This window comes from Longispora fulva (assembly GCF_015751905.1).
Classification (GTDB): domain Bacteria; phylum Actinomycetota; class Actinomycetes; order Mycobacteriales; family Micromonosporaceae; genus Longispora; species Longispora fulva.
Map to the genome: position 1 here is coordinate 8,527,021 of NZ_JADOUF010000001.1, position 23,475 is coordinate 8,550,495.

Here is a 23,475-nt window from a genome sequence, read left to right on the forward strand (position 1 = left end):
CCGGCTATGCGTGTACACGCAGATTCCGCGCACCGATCGGCCGTGTCCTGTCATATATTGCACGTTCGCCATGTCGCCGTCAGGCGGTCGCGTGGACCCGCGTCCCGGGCTCCGCGGGAGCCTCGTGCTCCACCGGCGCGGCGGTCGGTGCGGCCCCGGATCCGGCGAGCCGGGAGACGACGCCGGCCACGACCTCCGGGGCCCGCAGGATCCGCCGGTGCCCCAGGCCCTCCGTGGACCACAGATCCGCCCCCGGCCACGCCGCGACCACGGCCCCGGCGTCGGAATGGCGCACCTCCTTGTCGCCCGCGTCGTGCACGACCAGGGCCTTCGGCAGCGCCGACACGGCGGCCCTGGCCCGGGCCGGGATGTCGAAGTCGCTCATCCGGCGCTTGACCCGCCGCTCCAGCTTCGTCAGGAACCCGGTCCGCACCGCCTCGCTGATGCCGAACGCCGCGGCGAAGTCCCGGGTGTACGGGATCGGGTCCGCCGCCGCCGCGACCAGCACCAGGTGCTCGGTGCGCAACCCGTCGAGGACGGCGATCGCCGCGGCAGACCCGCCGAGGGAGTGCCCGATGACCGCGTGCGCGGGGCCGACCGCCTCCACGACCCGGGTCAGCGCGACCGACAGCTCGGGCAGCAGCCCGCGCCCCTTGCCGAACGCGCCCGGGGCGGAGTCGCCGTGGCCGGGCGCGTCGAGCGCCACCACCCGGAACCCGGCGTCCAGCAGTGGCCCGAGGAACCCGCCGAACTGTCCGCGCCAGCCGCCCCAGCCGTGCAGCAGGTACACGATCGGGCCCTCGCCCCAGGACTCGACGACGACGGCCCGCCCGTCGACCGGGACGACGAACTGTTCGCCGGGGGTGTCGAACGGCCGGACCGGGCCCTTCGGGATGGTGCACCACAGCCGTTCGGCGAGGGCGACGGCCGCGGCCGGGGCGACCGTGTCGAGGGTGCGGAAGGTCACTCGAAGAGAACGAACGATCGTGCTTTTTACGAACGAGGAAGCGGCCATGGCGGAGTACTCCTAAAAAATCAGGGTCTGGCGTTGTCGAGGAGAGTGTCGAAGGCTCGCCGGGTCCTGGCCTCCGCGCGTGGATCGCGCATCAGCCGGTGCGAGTGGTAGAAGCCGAGCATCATGCTGTTCAGGTCGTGCGCGAACTGCTCGGCGTCGGCGTCGGCGCGGAAATGGCCCTCGGAGATCCCGGCCCGGACCATCTGCGCGACCGAGTCCAGCATGTCCTGGTGGTCGTGCACGAGCTGGTCGCGGACCAGGCCGTCGCGGTCGTCGAACTCGGTCGCCGCCGACACGAACAGGCAGCCGGCCGCGAAGCTGCGGCCCAACTCCAGCCAGCGGTCGAACATCACCCGCAGCCGGGGCTCGCCGCGCGGGGCCGCCAGGGCCGGGCGGATCACCAGGTCGGTGAAGTTCTCCCTGGCGAAGGCCAGGACCTGTAGTTGCAGGGCCTCCTTGGACCGGAAGTGGCCGAACAGCCCGCTCTTGGACATGTTCGTCGCGGTCGCCAGGGAGCCGATCGTGAGCCCCTCGAGGCCGAGCCGGGCGGCGATCGTCGTCGCCTCCTCCAGCACGGCCTGCTTGGTCAGCTCGCCCTTGCTCATGTCAGCCATTCTGCGCACGGTCGTGCGGAAGTGTCAACCGCCGGACGATCTCCAGCGCGTCCTCGACGCTCCCGGTGACGTCCGGGATGGGGTAGAGCACCCCGCGCACGGTCCGGCCGGCGTCGACCACCAGGGTCAGCCGCTTGAGCCGGGCGGTGCCGGCCGCGCGGAAGGTCGGCAGCCGCAGCGCCGTGGCCAGTTCCAGGTCGCCGTCGGACAGCAGCGGGAACCGGATCCGCTCGGCGCTGGCGAACGCCGCCTGCTCGGCCGGGGTCTGGGTGCTCACCCCGTGCACGGTCGCACCGAGGGCCGCGAACTCGCCGAGCCGGTCGCGGTAGGTGCACGACTCCAGGGTGCAGCCGGCCGCGCCCGGCACGCCCGCCGCGCCCAGGCCGGTGCCGGGGTAGCAGTACAGCACCGTCCATGGTGTCGCGGCGACCGGATCAAGACCTTCCAGGACCGGGATCCGGGAACCGACGAGAGCGCGCACCCTGGCCGCCTCGGTCGAGTCCGCGCTCGCCGTCGCCGTCGCCGTGCCGTCGCCCATCAGCCACCGGTCCCCCCAGTCCTGGAGCGCGACCAGCACGGGCAGCAGCCCCCGGCCGAGATCCGTCAGCACGTACTCCGAGCGCGGCGGCCGGTCGGTGTACGGCCGGCGCTCCAGCACCCGGTGCCCGACGAGGTCGCCGAGCCGCTCGGTGAGCACCTTGCGGGACACGCCCAGCGACGCCCGCAACTCCTCGAACCGGTGCAGCCCCCGGGCCACGTCGCGCAGCACGAGCAGGCTCCACCAGTCGCCGACCACGTCGAGGGCCTGGGCGATGGCGCAGGCCGGGTCCTGCAACCGGGTTGTGCGGTCCATGCGCCCCAGTCTAGGGTCAGTTCCGAAAAGAGACTTACTCGGAGGCACTCTCATGCGCGACATCCCCCGACTGGTCTGGGTCCTGGCCGGCGGCCGGTTCGTCAACGCGATCGGCTCGTTCGTGTCGATCTACCTGTTCCTGTACCTGACCGGCCCCCGGCACCTGACCCTCGGCCACGCGGCGGCCGTCAGTGCGGCGCTCGGGGTCGGCGTGCTCGCCGGCAACTTCACCGGCGGCGGGTTCGGGGACCGGTTCGGGCACCGGCGGACCCTGGTGGTCACCTCCGCCGTCGTCGGGGTCGGCATGATCGCGGTGCCGTGGCTGCCGTCGGCCGTGCTCGCCGCGCACATGGCCCTCGTCGGCTACGCGGGGGCCACCCTCGGGGTGTCGCAGGGCGCGCTCGTGGCGCTCGCCGTGCCCGAGGGGGACCGGCGCCGGTCCGTGGCGGTCACCCGGGCGGCGTTCAACGCGGGGTGCGTGCTCGGGCCGCCGCTGGGCGCGGTGCTCGCGGCGTACTCGTACACGTGGATGTTCGTGATCGACGGGGTCGTGACCCTGCTGGTGCGGGCGGTGACCACCCGGTTGCTGCCCCGGGAGGATCCCGTCGCCCGGAGTGCGGGGGGCTCCGGGCGACGGGCCCAGGGTCCGACCGGGCGCGGTGGACCCAGGGCGAGCCTGTGGCGGAGTCTGCGCGCCGACCGGCGGCTGCTCACCTTCCTGCCCGCCATCGTCGTCGTCGACCTCGTCTACCGGCAGCTCTACTCGACCCTGCCCGTGCACCTCCGCGACACCGGCCACCCCGTCGGGCTGTACGCGGCGCTGATCGCGATCGGCTCCGGCCTGATCCTGGTGTGCGAGATCCCGGTGACCCTGGCGCTGCGCCGGCTGCCGTCGCTGGGCATCGTGGGCGCCGGGTACCTCCTGGTGGGGGCGGGGTTCGGGCTCTTCGGGGTCAGCTCGGCGGCCTGGGTGGTGATCGGCGGCATGGTGGTGCTCACCGCCGGGGAGATCCTGTACAAGACCACCGCCAACGCGCACGTCGTCGACGCCGCGGCCCCGGAACTCGTCGGCCGCTACCAGGGCCTCTACGTCGGACTCGCCACCAGCGGCACCCTGCTGTCCGCCCCGCTCGGCGCCGCCGTCTACGCCCGGGCCCCCGGTGCGCTCTGGGGACTGTGCGCGGCGCTCGCCGCCGGGGCCGCTGCGCTCGCCTGGTGGTCGGGACGGCCTCCCACCAGGGGCGAACCGCGCGATCCGGTCCCGGCGGCCACCGGTGTCGCGTCCGGCTGACGATCACCCCTTGCCGGTCCCTTGCCTACTCCCTTGTGCCGTTGTTATCGAGGTAACAGCCGTCTTAACGTCCGTTCACCGGGTCAGACATTGATCGTTTTCTCCCCTCTCACGTGACCCGGTGAAGGGATCGACATGTCCAGCAGGAAGATGACGGTCGCCATCGGCGTGGCCGTGGTCGCCGTCGCGGTGACCGGGGTGGGCCTCGCGCAGGCCGGCACCGGCGCCAGTGGCGAAGCCCTGGTGACCGCCAGGAAGCTCAGCCCTCAGGACCGGGCGGCGGCACTCCAGGTGGGGCAGAGCGAGGCCGTGGCCGCCGCGAAGGCGCTCGGCCTCGGCGCGCAGGAGAAGCTCGTCGTCAAGGACGTCGTGGTGGACTCCGACGGCTCCCGGCACGTCCGCTACGACCGCACGTACGCGGGCCTGCCCGTCGTCGGTGGCGACCTGATCGTGCACCGCGCCCCCGGCGGGGCCGTCCGCACCACCCAGAAGGCCGTCGAGGCGAAGGTCACGGTGCCCAGCACCACGCCGAAGATCAGCGGCTCCCAGGCCGCCGCGTCGGCCGCCGCCGGGTTCGCGGCCGGCAAGGCGAGCCCCGAGCTGGTCGTCTACGCCGTTGACGGCACCCCGACGCTGGCCTACCGCAGCACTGTGGAGGGTACTGACGCCGCCGGCCAATACACCAAGTCGGCCGTCGTCACCGACGCGCAGAGCGGCGCGGTGATCACCTCCTACGAGCTGATCCACGACGTCGTCGGCACCGGCAAGGGCCAGCACTCCGGCACGGTCAGCCTCGACACCACCCAAGCCGGCTCGTCGTACTCCATGACCGACCCGGTGCGCGGCAACACCAGGATCTACGACGCGCACGGCGCGTCGGAGAACTCCCCGTCGCAGGGCGCGACCCTGTTCACCGACGCCGACAACACCTGGGGCTCCGGCACGAGCAGCGACCGGGCCACCGCCGGCGTCGACGCCAACTACGGGCTGGCCAAGACGTGGGACTTCTACAAGAACACGTTCGGCCGCAGCGGGATCCGGGGCGACGGCGTGGGGGCCTCGGCCTACGTGCACGTCGGCTCGAACCTGCTCAACGCGTACTGGCAGGACGACTGCTTCTGCATGGTGTTCGGCGACGGCAACTCGCAGAACAACTACACCCCGCTCACCGCGCTCGACGTGGACGGCCACGAGCTGACCCACGGCGTGACGTCGGCGACGGCGGGGCTGCAGTACCAGGGCGAGTCCGGCGGCCTGAACGAGGCCACCTCGGACATCTTCGGCACCACGGTGGAGTTCTACGCGAACAACGCCAGCGATCCCGGTGACTACTACATCGGCGAGAAGATCGGCTGGAACGTCGGCAACGCCGGCGGTCTGCGGCGAATGGACGATCCGACCCTGGACGGCCAGAGCAAGGGTTGCTGGTACTCCGGCGTCGGCAACCTCGACGTGCACCTGTCCTCGGGCGTCGGCAACCACTTCTTCTACCTGCTGTCCGAGGGCAGCGGCGCGAAGACGATCGGCGGCCGGGCGCACAACGGAGTCACCTGCAACAGCTCCACCGTGGCCGGCATCGGCCGGGACAAGGCCATCGCCATCTACTACCGGGCGCTGACCACCTACATGGGCTCGACCACCAACTACTCGCAGGCCCGCACCGCGACCCTCAACGCCGCCAAGGACCTCTACGGCGCGTCGTCGGTCGAGTACTGGCAGACGTCGGTCGCGTGGGCGGCCGTCTCGGTCGGCACCGCCGTGCCGTCGCCGACGACCAGCCCGACCGGCAACCCGACGACCAGTCCCACCGCGTCGCCGACCGCCTCCCCGACCGTCAGCCCGACGGCCGGCCCCGGCGGCAACCTGATCGCGAACCCGGGCTTCGAGTCGGGCGTCACCGGCTGGACCCAGTCCGCGCAGGACATCACCAACAGCACGCAGCAGGCCGCGCACGGCGGCAGCTGGTACGCCTGGATGAACGGCGTGGGCTCGGCCAACACCGAGACCGTGTCCCAGAGCGTCACCATCCCGGCCACCGCCTCGGGCACCCTGACCTTCTGGCTCAAGGTGACCACGGCCGAGAGCGGCTCCACCGTGTACGACACCCTCAAGGTGCAGGCGGGGTCCACGACCCTGGCGACGTACTCCAACGCGAATGCCAGCGCCGGCTATGTACAGAAGAGCGTGAATCTGGCTGCGTACCGTGGTCAGACGATCACGTTGAAGTTCCTGGGCGCGGAGGACGCCTACCTGCAGACGACCTTCCTCGTCGACGACGTGTCGCTGACGTAGACGGCACCCGGCCGGCAGGTCTCCACCCGGGACCTGCCGGCCTTTCGCGTACCCGGGGAGGAAGCGCACACTGTCCCGCATGAGCGATCAACCGACCCTGTTGGGGCGCGAGGACGTTCTCGAACGGTGCCGGGCACAGCTGGACGCGGGTGCCGGCGTGCTGCTGTACGGACCGGCCGGCATCGGCAAGTCCGCGGTCGTGGAGGTCCTGGGCGCCGAAGCCGCCGCCCAGGGGCAGCTCGTCCTGCGCAGCACGCCCTCGGCCGTCGAGGCCGGACTCCCGCACCTGACCCTGTGCGACCTGTTCAGCGGCGTGCTCGACGTGGACCCGCCAGCCCTGCCCGGCCACCTGCGCGCGGCGCTGGAGACCGCGCTGCTGCGCGGGGCGCCCCTCGCCGGGGCCGCCACCGACCAGCTCGCCATCCGGCTCGGCGTCCTGGAACTGCTGCGCGGCCTCGCCCTGCGCGGCACCGTCCTGCTCGTCCTCGACGACGCGCACTGGATCGACCCGGCCAGCGCCGAGGTGCTCGCGTTCGCCGCCCGCAGGCTCGGCGGCCTGCCCGTCCGGATGCTCGTCACCGAACGCGTCGAGCCCGGCGCCGAACCGCTCGCGATCGAGCTGCTCCCGCCACAGGTGACGGAGATCGCGCTCGACGGCCTGCCCGAGACCCTCCTCGGCGAACTGCTGCGCAACCGCCTGGACATGCCGCTCACCGGCGACACCCTCGGCCGGGTCCGCGCGTCCAGCGGCGGCAACCCGCTCTACGCCCTCGAACTCGGCCGGGCCCTGCGCCGCCGGGGCGAGCCGGTCCGCCCGGACGAGCCGCTGCCCGTCCCCGACCGGCTCCGGCCACTGCTGTCCGCCCGGCTCGCCGAACTGCCGGTCGCGGCCATGCCCGCGCTGCTCCTCGTCGCCGCGGCGGCCCGGCCCGGGCGCGAACTGCTGCCCACCGACGACCCCGGGCTCGCCGTCGGGCTGGCCACCGGGGTGCTGGGCCTGTCCCCGGGCGGCGAACTGCGGTTCAGCCACCCGCTGCTCGGCGAGCTGGTCTACGCCGACGCGACCCCGGCACAGCGCCAGGCGGCCCACACCCGGCTCGCCGACCTCGTCCCCGACCCGGTCGAAAGGGTCCGGCACCGGGCACTGGCCACGCCGGGACCCGACCGGGCGCTCGCCGAGGCCCTGGAGGCCGCGGCGGAGGTGGCCCTGGCCCGGGGCGCGCCGGGCACGGCCGCCGAACTGTGCCGGCTCGCCGCCGAACACACCCCAGGGGTCGTCGACGAGGAGCCCGCCGGAGCACCCGCCGACGGGCCGGCGCTCGTGTCGCACCGGCTGCTCGCCGCCGCCCGGCACGCGCACGCCGCCGGCCTGCCCGACCAGGTCCGCTCGGCGTGCCTGGCCGTCATCCGGGGCCCGGACCCTGCCGACCGGGTGGGCGCCCGGCTGCTGCACGCCCGGCTCCCCGGCCAGGATCCGGCCGACGTCAAGGCCCTGCTCGACGCCGCGGCCCTCGACGCCGGGGGCGACCCGCGCCTCACCGGCTGGGTGCTGCTGGCCCGCGCCTACCAGGCCTTCCACGAGACCGGCGTCCGCGCCGGGCCGCCCGGCCTCGACCGGATCGAGGAACTGGCCCGCGACGCCGGCGACGAGGAACTGGAGGTCGAGGCCATCGCCACCCGGCTCGCCCACCAGCTGCACCGCGACCCGCAGGGCTCCCTGGCGGTCCTGGAACGCGGCTGCGCCCTGGCCGCCGGCCAGCCGCTCACCGAGGCGTCGATCTTCATGCGGCAGATCCAGGCCGTGGCGCTGGTCCGGTCCGGGGACGTGCCCGGGGCGCTCGGCGCGCACGAACGCCTCCGGGCCGACACCGAACGCGCCGGCCGCACCCTGGACCTGTGCGACCTGTTGTTCACCGCCACCGGCCTGTACGAGCGGGCCGGCCGGTGCTCGGAGGCGCACGCCACGGGCCAGTACGGGGGCCGGCTGCGCGCGGAACTCGAGTCCGACCGGCTCGGCGAGCTGCTGCAACGGGGCGCGGCCGAACTCAACGGCGGCACGGCCGAACGCGCGTTCGAGCTGCTGGACGCCGCTGCGTCGGCCTGGGCGCGCACCGACGCCGTGGAGTGGCTGGCCTACGCCCTCGGGCTGCGCGGCCGGGCCGAATGGCTCCTCGGCCGGTACGAGGCGTCCGCGCGCAGCCAGCGCCGCAGCCGTTCCCTGCTGCACCGCCAGGGTTACACCGACCCGGCGATGTTCCTGATCGACGCCGACCTCGCCGAGAGCCTGATCCTGACCGGGGCCACGGCCGAGGCCGCCGGCCTGCTCGGCGAGGCGCGCGCCGAGGCCGCCCGGCTGGGCCGCGACGTGGTGACCCTGGGCCTGACCAGGTCCCGGATCCTGCTCGCCGGGGTGACCGGCGACCCCCGGGCCGCGGCCGACGAGCTGCGGGCGCTCCTGCCCGGGGATCACCCGTACCCGTTGGAGGTGGCCCGCGCGCTGCTCACCCTCGCCGCGTTGGAGCGCAGGGCGCGGCGGCGGGCGGCGGCCAGGGCGGCGTTGCAGGAGGCTGCCGAGCGGTACACCCTGGCCGGCTGCGTGCCGTACCTGCGGCACGCCGAGGCGGAGCTGGCCCGGCTCGACGCGCCCGAGGGTCCGCTGTCCGACCTGGAGCTGCGGATTGCGGAGCTGGTCCGGGCCGGGGCCACGAACCGGGAGATCGCCGGGGTGCTGCACCTGTCGGTCAAGGCGGTGGAGGCCAACCTGACCCGGCTGTTCCGCCGGCTGGGCGTGCGCAACCGGGCCGAACTGATCAGCCGGGCCCCGGCTGGATAGTCCGGAGAGCGGGCCGCGCACCGGCGCGGCACGCCCCGGGATCAGCCGCCGTTCGAGCGCGTCGACACCGCCACCCAGTCGACGAGCATCGGCTTCCCGGAAACGGTCGCGGCGTTCGGCCCGCCCGGCATCGTGCCGCCGACCGCCACGTTCAGGATCAGGAAGAATCCGTGCTCGGTGGCCGCCCGCCACGTCGCGGCGTCCACACTGTCCGCCCGGACCGTCTGGGTCAGCGCGCCGTCGAGGTACCAGCGCACCTCGGCGGCCTCCAGCTCCACCCGGTAGGTGTGGAACCCCGTGACACAGGCCGCGCACGGCCGCTCGCCCTTGCCCAGCCCCCGGGGCTCGTCGCACGGCCCGGCGACGTAGACCCCGCAGTGCATCGTGGCGAGCACCCCTGGCCGGCCGTTGAGCTGTTCGACGACGTCCAGCTCGCCGACGCCCGGCCAGCCGGTGTACCCGTCGCGGAGCGCCCCGCCGAGCATCCAGAACGCCGGCCAGTACCCGGCCCCGGTGCCGGGGTCGACCTGGGGCAGCTGGATCGACGCCTCGACCCGCAGCGTGCCGGACCTCGGGGCGGCGAAGTCGGCGCGCCGGGACTCGATCCGCCCGGACGTCCACGTCCCGTCCCGCAGGGTCGGGGTGATCGCCAGCCGGCCGCCGGCCACGGCCACCGCGTCGGCGGTCATGGTCTCGACCTCGCCGGTGCCCCAGTTCGGGGCGGGGCAGCCGGGGTAGCAGGTGCCGAGGTCGTACAGCCAGTCGCGGGTGGACAAGGTCGTGCCGTCGAAGTCGTCCCGCCAGACCTGCTGCCAACCGGTGCCGGCGAGCAGGCCGCGCTGTTCGAGCAGCGCCTCGACCCGGGGCGCGAGCAGCGAGGTCAGGGTGGCCGTGAGGTGGCTGTCGTCGCGGTAGAGCAGCACGCCGCCGATCACAGCCGGACACGCGTCACCGGGGCAGAGCAGGTCGTCCACGTCGACGACCCGCACGCCGGTCGGGGGCCGGTCGGCGACCGGGTCGGGGCGCAGCGCCGCCGACCGGGGGAACTGGCAGGCCCGCCAGTCGTCCAGGGCCCCGGACACGCAGGTGGGCACGTCCCGGCCGGGCAGGGGAGTGGCCCGCAGATAGCCGACCGGGAGCCCGGCGAGCCCGGCGAGGGTGGCGTCCCAGCCGGCCCTCGGGTCGGCCACGTAGGCGTTCAGGGAGGCGGCCAGGACGAGCTTGGGCTGCGGCCAGGCGTTCACCCGGTTGAGCGCGTACCTGCGCCACTCGGTGCACTCGCGGTACTCCCGACCCAGTTGCGGGTTCACCACGGTCAGGGTCGCCAGCGGGCAGCCCTGTTTGGTCAGCACCTCGACGCCGAGGCCGCGCCGGGCGGCGATCTGCGACACGGCCGGGAACCACTGTGCGGCCTGCGAGTCCCCGAGCAGCACGACCCGGTCCCCGGAAGCGGGGCCGAACCGGCACGGCGGGCTGACCACGGCGGCCGGGGCCACGAGGCACTCGCCCGGCAGCGGCCCGTAGTCGACCCGCGCGGCGGCCGGCGCCGGCACCACGGGCCCGCCGGTGGCCGGGCTGGCCGACAGGGCGGCGGCCGTGAACTCGGCGAGCCCCGGCAGCCGGCCGCCGCCGTCCCCGAGCCCGCGCACGGCGGCGGTCCCGAGGACGAGTCCGGCGGCGAGGGGCAGCACGACGGCCGTCGCGCCGATCGCCAGTCCCCGGCGGGGGAACGCCGAGATGGCGGCGGAGAACCGGATCGGCCGCTCCACGAGCCACAGGGTCGCGGCGGCGGGCATCCCGGCGGCCAGCACCAGGGCGAGCTTCACCGGCCACTCCACGGGCCCGTAACGGGCCTCGGCGAGCACCAGAACGGGCCAGTGCCACAGGTACCAGGCGAAGGACAGCCGGCCGACGAGGCGCACCGGGGCCCAGGACAACAGGGTCCGGGCCGGCCCCGCCCCGGACAGCAGCACGGCGACCGCGCCGAGCGTGGGCACCAGGGCGGCGGTACCCGGAAAAGGAGTCTGGCTTGTGAACGCCACGGTCGAGAAACCGATGGCGGCCAGCCCGGCCGCCCCGAGGACCCCGCGCAGCCAGAGCGGCACCCGGGCGGCCCACGGCGCAGCCAGCGCGGCGAGCCCGCCGACCCCGAACTGCCACGCCCGCGACGGCGAGGAGAGATAGGCCAGCGGCCCCGACGTCGCGGTCCAGCGCAGCGACAGCGCGAACGACGCCGCCGTGCCGAGCACCAGCACGGCCGCCACCACGGCGACCGGCCGCCGCCGGGCCAGGAACGCCACGAGGGCCAGCACCGGCGCCCAGAGCAGGTAGAACTGCTCCTCCACGCCGAGCGACCAGTAGTGCAGCAGCGGGCTGGGGTCCCCGGCGTGCAGGTAGTCGGTCCGGATGGCGATGAACCGCCAGTTGCCGACGTGTGCCGCCGCCGCGAGCACGTCGGTGGCCACGTCGCGCTGCCGGAGCGGCGGCAGCAGCACCCGGCCCGCGACGGCCGTGGCCAGCAGCACGAGCCCGGCGGCCGGCAGGATCCGCCGGGCCCGGCGGGCGTAGAACTCCGGCAGCGACACCCGGCCGGTCCGGCGCAGCTCGGCGACGAGCAGGCCGGTGATCAGGAAGCCGGAGATCGCGAAGAAGACGTCCACGCCGATGTAGCCGCCCCCGAGATGCGGCACGGCGGCGTGGAAGCCCAGCACGGTGAGGACCGCGACGGCGCGCAGGCCCTCGATGTCGGGCCGCCAGCCCGGACCCGCCGGCCCGGTCGGGCCGCCGACAGGCCTCATCGCGTCCACGGCAGCATCGGGTCGACGAGGCCGGAGGCGACCAGCGCCAGTACGGCCAACACGAGCGTGGCGGCCAGGCCCTCGGGCCAGCCGTAGCCGGAGGTCGTGCGGCGGCCGGCGGAAACCGTGGTCATGACTTCTCCTTGAGCAGTGGTCGGAGCAGAGCGAAGATCAAGGGCACGCTGAGATACGAGGTGAGCGCGACGTAACCGCCCATCGCCCAGTGGTCGCGCGGGCCGAACCGGACGAGGTCGTAGCCGAGGCCGACCCAGGACAGCAGGGTGGTCAGGGTGAGCCAGCCGATCGCGACCCGGGCCACGGTGGTGGACAGCTTCGACCTCCCGGTCCCGGTGCCGGTCGGCACCCAGGTGGCGCTGCGCCGGCGCAGGGTGTGCACGAGGGCCGCCCCGGCGGCGAAGCTGACCAGCAGGTGCGAGCGGATCACCTCGACCCGCCAGTGCGTGGTCGACACCATCGGCAGCAGCACGAACCACATCCACACCGGCAGGATGATCGGCAGCACGTGCCAGGGCCGGATGTCGCCCGGGTAGCACAGCATCATGATGATCGGCGGCAGTGGGGCGGCGAACGCGTTCACCGCCGTCAGGACATAACTGAGAATGCCGTTCCAGTAGGACACCTTGAACCGCCACGGCGCCGACATCCGGTGGAACGCACGGTCGTGAATGAGGTGGAGATTGCCCATCGCCCACCGGTACTGCTGGTTGATGTAGGCGGGCAATGCGTCGGGCGACAATCCCTTCGCGAGTACGATCGGGACATACTGCGTGCGGTATCCGTGTTTCAGCAGTTCCAGCCCGGTGTACATGTCCTCGCTGTGTTCGAGTTTCGCGAATCCGTCGATCTCCTCGATGGCCGACCGGCGGTAGAGCGCGTTGCTCCCGCAACAGATCGCCGCATTGTCGGCGTCCCGGGACGGTTGCAGCCAGCGGAAGAACCATTCCTGCGCGGAACCCGCCGAACGCTGGATCCAGTTCATCGCCGGATCGGTGTCGAAGAACTGCGGACTCTGCACGATGCCCACCGCCGGGTCGGCCAGGTACGGCGCGAGGTGCCGGAGGAAGTCGGGCCGGGGGCAGAAGTCCGCGTCGAGGATCGCGATCAGGTCGCCGGCGCTGACGGTCAGCGCGTGGTTGAGGTTGCCGGCCTTCTTCAGCACCCCTCGGTCGGGGCGCACCACGTACTCATAGCCGTGGCGGAAAGCGAGTTCGCGCACCTCAGGGCGGTCGCCGTCGTCGAGGACCCAGACCGTGAGCGGCCCGTCCCAGTCGAGGGCGGCCACGGCGCGGTAGGCGTTGGCGAGCACGTCGAGCGGCTCGCCGCAGGTGGGCAGGAAGACGTCCACGTCAGGGACCAGCGCCGGGGTCCACGACCGGACCAGCAGCTCGTGCGAGGCGCGGGTCAGCCGGCGCTGGCGTTGACCGTCCACGAGGGACAGGGCCCAGCCGGCGACATTGACCGCGAGTACGGCGAGGAATGCCCATAACGCGGGATGCCGGAGCGCGAACAGGAATAGGGTGACGGCCGTGAATATGTAGGAGAAGAGTACCGACAGGAGCACCCATCGGCGTTGCGGGCCGAAGTACGAGTAGAGCTCGTCGTCGTCGGGTGGAGCGGGGAGGAGCGTTGTCGCGGACATGCTGAAGGAAGCCCCCTGGATACGGGCCTGAATAAGTGGGATTCGATGGATGGGCCGGCCGGACTGCCACACTGCCGGCCGGTCGACAGCATTTAGTAAACACGTCTCACAGTTAGTGTGGGAAGCGTAAAGGCGACGCTGTGATCGGGCTCACCGGATACCCATTCCATACTGGACGGTAATCTCCCGGCGCGCCATTCCCTGGTCATCCGTTGTTTAATGGCGGCATGGAAGACGCCAGCATCCGCACCCGCGCCGTGTACGACCACGTGGCCGACCGCTACGCCCAACTGCACGGCACGGTGCCGCCGGCCGTCGTGGACCTCGCCGACGACTTCGCCCGGGTCGGCGGGGCGGCGGGGGCGGTTCTCGACCTCGGGTGCGGCGCCGGGCGCGACATGGCGTTCTGGGAGGCCCGCGGCGCCCGGGTGGTCGGTCTCGACCTGTCCACCGGGATGCTCGACCACGCGGCCGGGCTGGTGGCGGGGCCGCTGGTCCAGGGCGACATGCTCCGGCTGCCGTTCGCGGACGGGGCGTTCACCGGGGTGTGGTCGATCGCGTCGATCCTGCACCTGCCGCACGCGGTCGCGCCCGCCGCCGTCGCCGAGATCGCCCGGGTGCTGAAGCCCGGCGGGGTGCTCGCGCTCAGTCTCCAGGCGGGCAGGGGCGAGTCCTGGGAGGTGGGGCCGTACCAGGAGGAGCGGTTCTTCGCCCGCTACGACCTGGCCGGCGCCCGGGCCCTGGTCTCCGGCGCGGGGCTGGCGGTCGGGGACTCCCGGAGCATCCGGCACGGGGACGGGCGCGGCTGGCTGCAGGTGCTGGCCGTGCGGCCGGTCGCGCGATCCCCGAAGCCTTCGCACTAATATCAGCCGAATGCGCATTCTCGTCACCGGTGGCGCCGGGTACGTCGGCTCGACCCTCGTCCCGATGCTGCTCGCCGACGGGCACGCCGTCCGGGTCCTCGACACCCTGCGGTTCGGCGGCCAGGGGCTGCTCGGCTGCGCGCGGTACCCGGCGTTCGAGCTGGTCAAGGGCGACGTGCGCGACTTCGCGGCCGTGGACGACGCGGCCGACGACGTGGACGTGATCGTGCACCTGGCCGCGATCGTCGGCTACCCGGCGTGCAAGAAGGAGCCGGACGTCGCCGTGGCCACCAACGTCGACGGCACCCGCAACGTGGTCCGCGCCCGCCGCCCCGGCCAGCGCCTCGTGTTCGCCTCCACCGGCAGCGTGTACGGCGCGGTGCCCGACTACCTGTGCCACGAGGACACCCCGCGCGCCCCGATCACGCTGTACGGCGAGACGAAGGCCGAGGCCGAGCAACTCGTCCTCGCCGCGGGCGACGCGGTGGCGCTGCGCTACGCCACGGCCTTCGGCGCGAGCCCCCGGATGCGGCTGGACCTGATGCCGAACACGTTCGCCTACCAGGCCGTCCACGACCGGAGCCTCATCGTGTACGAGGGCGGCTTCAAGCGCACCTTCGTCCACGTCCACGACATGGCCCGCTCGATCGTGTTCGCCCTGGACAACTGGGCGGCCATGCGCGACGACGTGTACAACGTCGGCCACGAGCGGATGAACTTCACGAAGGCCGAGGTGGCCCGCAAGATCCTGGAGCACGTGGACTACTACCTGTACTTCGCCGAGACCGGGTCCGACGAGGACAAGCGCGACTACGAGGTGTCCTACGCGAAGATCCGCTCCCGGGGTTTCGAGACCGAGATCGACCTGGACGCCGGCGTGGCGGAGCTGGTCAAGGCGGTGTCGCTGATTAACGTTGTGAACCCGTACGGCAACGTTTAACCCTTTCCATACCGGTGGGGGCCGGACCGCCTGAGATCATATTGGGCATCTTCAATATCTAGGGAGATGTCCATGCGACTCCGTCGACCCCTCGTCATCCTCCTCCTCGCCGCCGGCACCCTGCTGGCCACGGCGCTGCCCGCCCAGGCCGCCGGGCCGGGCTACGCGGCACTCGGGGACTCCTACTCCTCCGGCGTCGGCACCCGCGACTACTACGCCGACTCGGGCAACTGCCAGCGCTCGCAGTACGCCTACCCGACCCTGGACTCCGGCCGGCTCGGCGCGTCGCTCACCTTCGTCGCGTGCAGCGGGGCCCGGGTCGCCGACGTGCAGAACAACCAGCTCGGCGCGCTGAACGCCGCCACGAGCTACGTCACCGTCTCGGTCGGCGGCAACGACGCAGGGTTCGCCGACGTGATCACCCAGTGCGCGAAGCCGTGGCCGTGGACCTGCACCTCGGAGATCAACAACGCCAACGCCTTCATCCGCAACACGCTGCCGGGCCGGCTCGACGGGCTCTACGCGCAGATCAGGTCCCGCGCGCCCGGGGCCCGGGTCGTGGTCGTCGGCTACCCACGGCTGTTCCAGGGCGAGTCCTGCAACGTGCTGGCCCGGATCTCCGCCGCCGAGGCGTCCGCGCTCAACGGCACGGCCGACCTGCTCGCGACCACGACCGCCGGCCGGGCGTCGGCCGCCGGGTTCTCCTTCGTCGACTCACGGGCGGCGTTCACCGGCCACGCCGTGTGCTCCAACAGCGAATGGCTCAACGGCCTGTCCAACCCGATCAGCGAGTCCTACCACCCCAACCGGAGCGGACACGTCGGGTACGCCAACATCGTCGAGCCCGTCCTGCGCGGCGCGGCAGCCCCGGTGTTCCTCTCGCTGGAGCCCTCCCTCACGGACCCGGCCGAGGTAACGGCAACCCTGGCGGCCTCCTACCGTCAGGAGGCAGCGGAAGCCCACCGCTCCCGCGACTAGCCCCGTCTCTCGGTGATCAACTACACGTTGTTGCGACTTTTCCGGGCCGAAGAGGAGCAGGAGCGTGTAGTTGATCGAGGGCTTGGGGGCCGGCTCAGGGCGGGCGAGCACCCCGCCGGGGGCGGCAGATAGCATTTCGGGCAGGTCTCCGCACGCGGCGGGGACACCGTCGCAAAGGAGCTCACAGTGTCCGCACCGAACCCAGCCGTCAAGGCCGACGCCCCAGCGCGCGTTCTGGTCCCGGCCGGGACGACGGCGGCGGAGGCTGTCGAGGTCGCGGGGCTGCCGATGACCGGCCCCAAGGCGATCGTCGTGCTGCGTACCGATGAAGGGGTTCTCAAGGATCTGTCCTGGGTCCCCGACACCGACACCGGAGCCGAGGCCGTCGCCCTGGACAGCAAGGACGGCCTCAACGTCCTGCGGCACTCGACCGCGCACGTGCTCGCCCAGGCCGTCCAGGACGTGTTCCCCGACGCCAAGCTCGGCATCGGCCCGCCGGTCCTCAACGGCTTCTACTACGACTTCTCGGTGACCACCCCGTTCACGCCCGAGGACCTCTCCAAGCTCGACAAGCGCATGCAGGAGATCATCAAGTCGGGGCAGAAGTTCTCCCGGCGGGTCTTCGGCACCCTCGACGAGGCGAAGGCCGAGCTCAAGGACGAGCCGTTCAAGCTCGAGCTGGTCGACATCAAGGGCGACGTCGACGAGGACGTCATGGAGGTGGGCGGCGGCGAGCTGACCATCTACGACAACGTCGACGCCAAGACCGGCGAGCGCTGCTGGGGCGACCTGTGCCGCGGCCCGCACCTGCCGACCACCCGGCACATCCCGGCGTTCAAGCTGATGCGCACCGCCGCAGCCTACTGGCGCGGCAGTGAGAAGAACCCGCAGCTCCAGCGCATCTACGGCACCGCGTGGCCGACCCGCGACGCCCTCAAGGAGCACCTGCGCCTGCTGGAGGAGGCGGCCAAGCGCGACCACCGCAAGCTCGGCGCGGAGCTGGACCTGTTCAGCTTCCCCGACGAGATCGGCTCCGGGCTGGCCGTGTTCCACCCGAAGGGCGGCATCATCCGCCGCGAGATGGAGAACTACTCGCGGCTGCGGCACGAGCAGGCCGGCTACGAGTTCGTGAACACCCCGCACATCGCGAAGGGTTCGCTGTTCGAGATCTCCGGGCACCTGCAGTGGTACAAGGACGGCATGTACCCGCCCATGCAGCTCGACGGCGCGGACTACTACGCCAAGCCGATGAACTGCCCGTTCCACAACCTGATCTTCCGGTCCCGGGGCCGCTCGTACCGCGAGCTGCCGCTGCGGATGTTCGAGTTCGGCACCGTCTACCGGTTCGAGAAGTCCGGCGTGGTGCACGGCCTGACCCGGGTGCGCGGCATGACGCAGGACGACGCGCACATCTACTGCACCCGCGAGCAGATGGCCGGCGAGCTCAAGAGCCTGCTGGACTTCGTCCTCAACCTGCTCCGCGACTACGGCCTCGACGACTTCTACCTGGAGCTGTCGACCCGCGACGACTCGCCGAAGTTCGTCGGCGAGCAGGCCGACTGGGACGAGGCGACGGCGGCCCTGCAGGCCGCTGCCGACGAGTCAGGCCTGGAGCTCGTGCCGGACCCGGGTGGCGCGGCGTTCTACGGCCCGAAGATCTCCGTGCAGTGCCGCGACGCGATCGGCCGGACCTGGCAGATGTCCACGATCCAGGTGGACTTCCAGCTCCCGCAGCGCTTCGAGCTGGAGTTCAACGGCCCCGACGGCACCCGGCCGCGCCCCGTCATGATCCACCGGGCGCTGTTCGGCTCGATCGAGCGGTTCTTCGGCGTCCTCACCGAGCACTACGCTGGCGCGTTCCCGGCCTGGCTGGCCCCGGTGCAGGTCGTCGGCATCCCGGTCCGCGACGAGAACGTGGCGTACCTCGAGGAGTTCGTGGCGCTGCTCAAGAAGGAGGGCATCCGGGCCGAGGTGGACGCCTCCGACGACCGGATGCAGAAGAAGATCCGCACCGCCCAGCAGCAGAAGATCCCGTTCATGGCGATCGTGGGCGACGACGACGCGAACGGCGGGACGGTGTCCTTCCGGTACCGCGACGGCTCGCAGCGCAACGCCGTCCCGCTCGCCGAGGCGGTGGCGCACGTGGCCGAGGTGGTCCGCTCCCGGACGAACGTCGGACCGTCGGCGCCGGCCGAGGCCGCGGCACACGAGTAGACCCGGCGCGCCCACCGCCGGCGTCGACAGCGCACCACGGCGGAAGGCGCGCGGGCCGTCCGCGCAATAGGATCTGCTGCATGACGGACGATCGGCTGCAACGCCTCTGGACTCCCCACCGGCTCGCGTACGTGGCCGGTGGGGAGAACAACCCCGTCGGCGACGGCCCCGACGGCTGCCCGTTCTGCCTGTCCCAGGCCCGTCCGGACGAAGAGGTCAACATCATCGTCCGGGGCGAGCACGTGTTCGCGCTGCTCAACCTGTATCCGTACAACTCCGGGCACCTGATGGTCTGCCCGCGGCGGCACGTGGCCGACTACACGGACCTGACGCCGGAGGAGGCCGTGGAGCTCGCGGAGTTCACCCAGAAGGCGATGCGCGCGCTGCGGCTGGCCCAGAGCCCGCACGGTTTCAACATCGGGATGAACCAGGGCTCGGCGGCCGGGGCCGGGATCGCCGCCCACCTGCACCAGCACGTGGTGCCCCGGTGGAGCGGCGACGCGAACTTCATGCCGATCGTCGGCCAGACGAAGGTCATCCCGCAGCTGCTGCCCGAAACACGCAAACTTCTCGTGGAGGCATGGAACTCCCTAGGGTAAAACCCGGATGTCGCCTCCCGTTCACCCATGAAACCATTTCGGGGGTACGGGAGGGGACAACGTGGGGATCTCAAGGCGGGGCCTGCTGAGGGGCACACTGCTCGCGGCAGGCGGCGCGCTGGCCGGGGCCGGCACGGTGGCGGCGGCCGAGCGGCTGCCCCGGTGGTTCGGCCCGGACCGCCAACCGATCGGCGGGGGCTACGCGCCGGGCAGCGACCGCAACATCTGGGCCGACGACGGCCAGCAGACCGTGACGTGGCACGTGACCACCGACCAGCCGCTGGTCGCGCTGACCTTCGACGACGGGCCGGGGCCGAACTACACCCCGAAGGTCCTCGACGCCCTCGACGCGCACGAATGCCCGGCGACGTTCTTCATGGTCGGCGAGCGGGTGCAGCAGTACCACCAGCTCATCGACGGGCGGCTCGACCGGCACGAGGTCGGCAACCACACCTGGAACCACGTGGACCTCGCCGAGCAGGACTTCGACGGGGTCACCTCGCAGCTGCGCCGGACGCACGCCGCGATCGTGAAGTACACCGGGAAGACGCCCAGGCTGATGCGCCCGCCGTGGGGGCACCTCGGCGGCAGCACCCTGCTCGCGGCCAACGCGATGAACTACAACGTTGCCCTGTGGTCGCACCAGATGCGGGAGAAGTTCTACCAGAAGGACCCAGCGGGCAACGTCCGCTACATCGTCGAGGGCGTGCGGCCCGGCGCGGTGATCCTGGCCCACGACTACGGCGACCCGTTGCGCCTGGTCACGATCGACCACCTCGGCGAGATGATCGAGGGCATCCGGGCCAGAGGCCTGAAGCTGGTCACCCTGTCGGAGCTGCTCGCGGTCGGGGACCAGCCCATTCGCCACTGAATTCCATGCTTGTGGTTGTACCGTGCGTTTTATGGCCAAAGGCATGATTCTCGGTCTGGTGCTCGTGCTGGGCGGCTGCACGGCCCCGCAGGCCCACTACGTCGCCGCGCCCAGCCCCGCCCCGCCGGCAGCCCCGGTCACCGCCGCCGTCACGAGCCCGGCGCCGGGCGAGACCGGGGTGTCCACGGCGCTGGAGATCCGCACGACGGTCACCGGCACGTCGGCGGCCGTGGTGACCCTGACCGGCCCGGGCGGCCCGGTGGCCGGCGAGCCCTACCCGGACGGCGCGAGCTGGATCCCGGCCGCGCAGCTGGCGTACGCGACGTCGTACACGGCGACGGTCACCGCGACCGGGGCCGACGGTCGGCGGACGGCGGCCAGCAGCACGTTCACGACGATGGCCGCGCCCGGTCGCACCGCCGGCTCGGGGCTCTACCCGCCCGACGGGGAGACGGTCGGCGTGGGGATGCCCGTCGTCGTCGAGCTGGGCCGGGACGTGGCCGACGACCGCCGCGAGGCCGTGCAGCGCCGGCTGTCGGTGCGCTCCGACCCGCCGCAGGTCGGCGGCTGGCACTGGTTCAGCGCGCACGAGGTGCACTACCGGCCGCAGGCGCCGTGGCGGACCGGCACCCGGATCGACGTCCGGCTCGGGATCGGCGGCCTGGACATGGGCGGCTGGTACGGCGAGGCCGACCGGTCCGGCACCGTGACCGTCGGCCCCGACCAGCGCCTCGTCGTCGACAACGGGACCAAGCAGATGACCGTCACCCGCGACGGGGCCGTGCTGCGGACCATCCCGGTGAGCCTGGGCAAGCCGAGCATGCCCTCGTCCAGCGGGAACCTGGTGGTGATGGAGAAGGCCGAGTCGATGGTGTTCGACTCCAGCACGTTCGGCGTGCCGGTGAACTCCCCGGACGGCTACCGCACCACCGTGTACTGGGACCTGCGGCTCACCTGGGGCGGCGAGTTCGTGCACGCCGCCCCGTGGTCGGTGGGCGACCAGGGGGAGCGCAACGTGTCGCACGGCTGCGTGAACATGTCCACGGAGAACGCGACGTGGCTGTTCCACCTGGCCCAGCGCGGCGACATGGTGACCGTCGCCGGTACCGAGGCGCACGTGGGCACCGGCGACGGGTGGACCGACTGGGAGCTGGGCTTCGACCAGTACCAGCAGGTCGGGCCGTCGCCCCGCCCCGGGCTCGCCGACGCGGTCCAGGAAGCCCGCCAGCGCTGACGGGCCCGTCGGCGCTGGCGTGACCGCGAACGAACCGCCGCGCGCCGTGAAAGGAACGCGGCGTAACCGCCAAAAGATCTTGGTCTTGGATCTTGATCCAAGGCGAGGTGGCCCGCTGAGGGCGGCGCTGGCAAGCGACGGAGGGAGCCGCTAGGGCAGCGCCCTGCGGCTCCCTCCGTCGCGCAGTCCAGCGTCGCCCTCAGCGGGTCGGCACTACCCGTGCTCCTTGCGGACCTGCTCGGCCACGTTGGCGGGCATCGGGTCGTAGCGGGCGAAGGTCCGCTGGAACGTGCCCGTGCCCGAGGTCATGGCCCGCAGCTCGACCGCGTAACGCAGCAGCTCCGTCGCCGGCACCTCCGCGCGGACCACGGTGCGCTCGGCCGCGCCGGTCAGCTCCGGCTCGCTGCCCAGCACCCGGGCCCGCCGGGGGGACAGGTCGCTGAGCACGGCGCCCACGAACGCGTCGGGCACCACGATCCGGATCTCGTCGACGGGCTCCAACAGCGAGATCTGGGTCTTGTCCGCCGCGTCCTTCAGGGCGAGGGACCCGGCGGTCTGGAACGCGGCGTCGGAGGAGTCCACGCTGTGCGCCTTGCCGTCGACGAGCGTGACCCGCAGGTCCACGACCTCGTTGCCGGTGACCAGGCCCTTGGCGAGCTGGTGCCGGATGCCCTTCTCCACGCTCGGGATGTACGACTTGGGCACCGCCCCGCCGACCACCTTGTCCACGAACTCGAAGCCCGAACCCTGCGGCAGCGGCTCGACCTCGATGTCGCACACCGCGTACTGCCCGTGCCCGCCCGACTGCTTCACGTGCCGGCCGTGCCCCTTGGCGGGCGCGGCGAACGTCTCGCGGAACGCCACCCTCACCGGCTCGGTCTCCAGCTCCACCCCGCCGGTGCGCAGCCGGTCGAGCACCACGTCGGCGTGCGCCTCGCCCATGCACCACAGCACGAGCTGGTGGGTCTCCGCGCTGCGTTCCAGGCGCAGCGTCGGGTCGCCGGCGACCAGCCGGGCCAGGTTCTTGGCCAGGTTGTCCTCGTCGGCGCGGCTGCGGGCGACGATCGCGATCGGCAGCAGCGGCTCCGGCATCTCCCACGGCGCGACGAGCAGCGGGTTGTCCTTCGCCGAGATCGTGTCCCCGGTCTCGGCCGTCGTGGACTTGGTGATCGCGCACAGGTCGCCGGCCACGCAGTACGGCACCTCGCGCAGGGTCGAGCCCAGCGGGCTGAACAGGTGCGCGACCCGCTCGTCGGCGTCGTGGTCGGGGTGCCCGCGCTCGGCCAGGCCGTGCCCGGAGATGTGCAGCGCCGTGTCGGGGCGCAGTGTGCCGGAGAACACCCGGACCAGGGAGACCCGGCCCACGTACGGGTCGATGGTCGTCTTGACCACCTCGGCGACCAGCGGCCCGTCCGGGTCGCAGGTCAGCTCGCGCGGATCGCCGTCCAGGGTGGTGACCGGCGGCAGGTCGTGCTCCAGCGGCGACGGGAACGCGCTGGTCAGCACCTCCAGCAGCACGTCGAGGCCCAGGCCGGTGGGCGCGCAGACCGGGACCACGGGATAGAACGTGCCCCGGGCCACGGCCGTCTCCAGGTCGTCGACCAGGGTCTCGACCGGGATCTCCTCGCCGGCGAGGTACCGGTCCATCAGGGTCTCGTCCTCGCTCTCGGCGATGATGCCCTCGATCAGCTCGGCGCGGGCCTCCTCGATCGCCGCGACGTGCTGCGGGTCTGGCTCCTTCACCACCGCCGGGTGCCCGTTCGTGTAGTCGAACACCCGCTGGGTGATCAGGCTGAGCAACCCGACCACGCTGTCGTCGTCGCCGTGCATCGGCAGGTACAGCGGCAGCAGCCCGTCGCCGAAAACCCGCTGGCACAGCGCCACCATCTCGTCGAAGTCGGCGCGGTGGTGGTCCATCCGGGCCACGGCCACGGCGCGCGGCATCCCGACGGCGGCGCACTCCTCCCACAGGGCCACGGTCGCCGCGTCCATGCCGTCGACGGCGGACACGACGAAGAGGGCGGCGTCGGCGGCGCGCAGACCGGCGCGCAGCTCACCGACGAAGTCGGCGTACCCCGGGGTGTCCAGGAGGTTGATCTTCACGTCCTGGTACGTGAGTGGCGCGCAGGACAGGCTCACGGACCGCTGCTGTTTGACGGCGGACGGGTCGTTGTCGGTGACCGTGGTGCCCTCGGTCACGCTGCCGGCGCGGGCGATCGTGCCGGTCGCGGCGAGCAACGCCTCGACCAGCGTGGTCTTCCCCGCGCCGGAGTGACCGACGAGCACGACACTGCGGACCACGTCGGGCCGCTCCGCCACCGGCGCGGCGCCGGTCACCCCACGTTCCGGGCTCTTCTGGGCCATACAATCCTCCCTGCCTCACGGGTACTCAACCGCTCGGCCGGTCGCGCGCCTCGCGT

17 protein-coding genes are annotated in these 23,475 nt (G+C 72.5%); 10 read left to right on the top strand and 7 right to left on the bottom strand.

Annotation, left to right across the window (positions count from 1 at the left end; genetic code table 11):
• Positions 1–79: 79 nt before the first annotated feature.
• The 3 genes from IW245_RS39380 to IW245_RS39390 all read right to left on the bottom strand — a co-directional run bounded on the left by IW245_RS39380 (position 80) and on the right by IW245_RS39390 (position 2,482).
• Positions 80–967 (bottom strand): alpha/beta fold hydrolase, encoded by an 888-nt coding sequence (locus tag IW245_RS39380; protein ID WP_233472957.1) that lies wholly within the window; start codon positions 965–967, stop codon positions 80–82.
• 68 nt (positions 968–1,035) lie between these two features.
• On the bottom strand, positions 1,036–1,620 hold the full coding sequence (locus IW245_RS39385; RefSeq protein ID WP_197008133.1) for a TetR/AcrR family transcriptional regulator: 585 nt from the start codon (positions 1,618–1,620) through the stop codon (positions 1,036–1,038).
• 1 nt (position 1,621) lies between these two features.
• Entirely contained in the window at positions 1,622–2,482 is an 861-nt protein-coding gene (locus IW245_RS39390; RefSeq protein ID WP_197008134.1) for a winged helix-turn-helix transcriptional regulator, read from the bottom strand.
• Between the two features lie 52 nt (positions 2,483–2,534).
• Between IW245_RS39390 and IW245_RS39395 the strand changes: the two genes are divergently transcribed.
• The 3 genes from IW245_RS39395 (at position 2,535) to IW245_RS39405 (ending at position 8,898) form a co-directional block, all read left to right on the top strand.
• Positions 2,535–3,773, top strand: coding sequence for an MFS transporter (locus IW245_RS39395; protein ID WP_197008135.1), 1,239 nt, complete (start codon positions 2,535–2,537; stop codon positions 3,771–3,773).
• A gap of 135 nt (positions 3,774–3,908) precedes the next feature.
• On the top strand, positions 3,909–6,065 hold the full coding sequence (locus tag IW245_RS39400; protein WP_197008136.1) for a M4 family metallopeptidase: 2,157 nt from the start codon (positions 3,909–3,911) through the stop codon (positions 6,063–6,065).
• A 79-nt stretch (positions 6,066–6,144) separates the two neighbouring features.
• Positions 6,145–8,898, top strand: a complete 2,754-nt coding sequence (locus IW245_RS39405; RefSeq protein WP_197008137.1) for a helix-turn-helix transcriptional regulator — start codon at positions 6,145–6,147, stop codon at positions 8,896–8,898.
• 41 nt (positions 8,899–8,939) lie between these two features.
• Here the strand turns inward: IW245_RS39405 and IW245_RS39410 are convergent, their stop codons facing one another.
• From IW245_RS39410 to IW245_RS39420, 3 genes are read right to left on the bottom strand one after another with little or no spacing between them, the layout of a single operon-like run.
• Complete coding sequence (locus tag IW245_RS39410) at positions 8,940–11,696, bottom strand: acyltransferase family protein (RefSeq protein WP_231399091.1); 2,757 nt, start codon at positions 11,694–11,696, stop codon at positions 8,940–8,942.
• Positions 11,693–11,830 (bottom strand): hypothetical protein, encoded by a 138-nt coding sequence (locus IW245_RS39415; protein WP_197008138.1) that lies wholly within the window; start codon positions 11,828–11,830, stop codon positions 11,693–11,695. The genes IW245_RS39410 and IW245_RS39415 overlap by 4 nt, the downstream gene beginning before the upstream one ends.
• Positions 11,827–13,356 carry a glycosyltransferase family 2 protein gene (locus IW245_RS39420; protein WP_197008139.1) on the bottom strand — a complete coding sequence of 510 codons (1,530 nt, stop codon included), beginning with the start codon at positions 13,354–13,356 and terminating at the stop codon, positions 11,827–11,829. The genes IW245_RS39415 and IW245_RS39420 overlap by 4 nt, the downstream gene beginning before the upstream one ends.
• A gap of 227 nt (positions 13,357–13,583) precedes the next feature.
• Here IW245_RS39420 and IW245_RS39425 point away from each other — a divergent pair, with 227 nt between their 5' ends.
• The 7 genes from IW245_RS39425 (at position 13,584) to IW245_RS39455 (ending at position 21,055) form a co-directional block, all read left to right on the top strand.
• Positions 13,584–14,219, top strand: coding sequence for a class I SAM-dependent methyltransferase (locus IW245_RS39425; RefSeq protein WP_197008140.1), 636 nt, complete (start codon positions 13,584–13,586; stop codon positions 14,217–14,219).
• Positions 14,220–14,229: 10 nt separating this feature from the next.
• The gene (locus tag IW245_RS39430; protein ID WP_197008141.1) at positions 14,230–15,159 is read left to right on the top strand and encodes an NAD-dependent epimerase/dehydratase family protein; all 930 of its coding nucleotides are present in this window, start codon (positions 14,230–14,232) and stop codon (positions 15,157–15,159) included.
• 72 nt (positions 15,160–15,231) lie between these two features.
• Positions 15,232–16,137 (top strand): SGNH/GDSL hydrolase family protein, encoded by a 906-nt coding sequence (locus tag IW245_RS39435; RefSeq protein WP_231399092.1) that lies wholly within the window; start codon positions 15,232–15,234, stop codon positions 16,135–16,137.
• A 186-nt stretch (positions 16,138–16,323) separates the two neighbouring features.
• Entirely contained in the window at positions 16,324–18,351 is a 2,028-nt protein-coding gene (gene thrS, locus IW245_RS39440) for a threonine--tRNA ligase (RefSeq protein WP_197008143.1), read from the top strand.
• 80 nt (positions 18,352–18,431) lie between these two features.
• Positions 18,432–18,950, top strand: a complete 519-nt coding sequence (locus IW245_RS39445; RefSeq protein ID WP_197008144.1) for an HIT family protein — start codon at positions 18,432–18,434, stop codon at positions 18,948–18,950.
• A gap of 61 nt (positions 18,951–19,011) precedes the next feature.
• Complete coding sequence (locus tag IW245_RS39450) at positions 19,012–19,821, top strand: polysaccharide deacetylase family protein (RefSeq protein ID WP_233472956.1); 810 nt, start codon at positions 19,012–19,014, stop codon at positions 19,819–19,821.
• Between the two features lie 31 nt (positions 19,822–19,852).
• Positions 19,853–21,055: a L,D-transpeptidase gene (locus IW245_RS39455; RefSeq protein ID WP_197008145.1), complete on the top strand. Its 1,203-nt coding sequence runs from the start codon at positions 19,853–19,855 to the stop codon at positions 21,053–21,055.
• Positions 21,056–21,268: 213 nt separating this feature from the next.
• Here the strand turns inward: IW245_RS39455 and IW245_RS39460 are convergent, their stop codons facing one another.
• On the bottom strand, positions 21,269–23,419 hold the full coding sequence (locus IW245_RS39460) for an elongation factor G-like protein EF-G2 (protein WP_197008146.1): 2,151 nt from the start codon (positions 23,417–23,419) through the stop codon (positions 21,269–21,271).
• Positions 23,420–23,475 lie beyond the last annotated feature (56 nt).

Bases quoted from the DNA above. Each gene is read 5' to 3' on its own strand.
- IW245_RS39460 (WP_197008146.1), bottom strand. From the start codon at position 23,419: ATGGCCCAGAAGAGCCCGGAACGTGGGGTGACCGGCGCCGCGCCGGTG.
- IW245_RS39405 (WP_197008137.1), top strand. From the start codon at position 6,145: ATGAGCGATCAACCGACCCTGTTGGGGCGCGAGGACGTTCTCGAACGG.
- IW245_RS39425 (WP_197008140.1), top strand. From the start codon at position 13,584: ATGGAAGACGCCAGCATCCGCACCCGCGCCGTGTACGACCACGTGGCC.
- IW245_RS39390 (WP_197008134.1), bottom strand. From the start codon at position 2,482: ATGGACCGCACAACCCGGTTGCAGGACCCGGCCTGCGCCATCGCCCAG.
- IW245_RS39430 (WP_197008141.1), top strand. From the start codon at position 14,230: ATGCGCATTCTCGTCACCGGTGGCGCCGGGTACGTCGGCTCGACCCTC.
- IW245_RS39410 (WP_231399091.1), bottom strand. From the start codon at position 11,696: ATGAGGCCTGTCGGCGGCCCGACCGGGCCGGCGGGTCCGGGCTGGCGG.
- IW245_RS39385 (WP_197008133.1), bottom strand. From the start codon at position 1,620: ATGAGCAAGGGCGAGCTGACCAAGCAGGCCGTGCTGGAGGAGGCGACG.
- IW245_RS39455 (WP_197008145.1), top strand. From the start codon at position 19,853: ATGGCCAAAGGCATGATTCTCGGTCTGGTGCTCGTGCTGGGCGGCTGC.
- IW245_RS39395 (WP_197008135.1), top strand. From the start codon at position 2,535: ATGCGCGACATCCCCCGACTGGTCTGGGTCCTGGCCGGCGGCCGGTTC.
- IW245_RS39415 (WP_197008138.1), bottom strand. From the start codon at position 11,830: ATGACCACGGTTTCCGCCGGCCGCCGCACGACCTCCGGCTACGGCTGG.
- IW245_RS39445 (WP_197008144.1), top strand. From the start codon at position 18,432: ATGACGGACGATCGGCTGCAACGCCTCTGGACTCCCCACCGGCTCGCG.
- IW245_RS39400 (WP_197008136.1), top strand. From the start codon at position 3,909: ATGTCCAGCAGGAAGATGACGGTCGCCATCGGCGTGGCCGTGGTCGCC.
- IW245_RS39420 (WP_197008139.1), bottom strand. From the start codon at position 13,356: ATGTCCGCGACAACGCTCCTCCCCGCTCCACCCGACGACGACGAGCTC.
- IW245_RS39435 (WP_231399092.1), top strand. From the start codon at position 15,232: ATGCGACTCCGTCGACCCCTCGTCATCCTCCTCCTCGCCGCCGGCACC.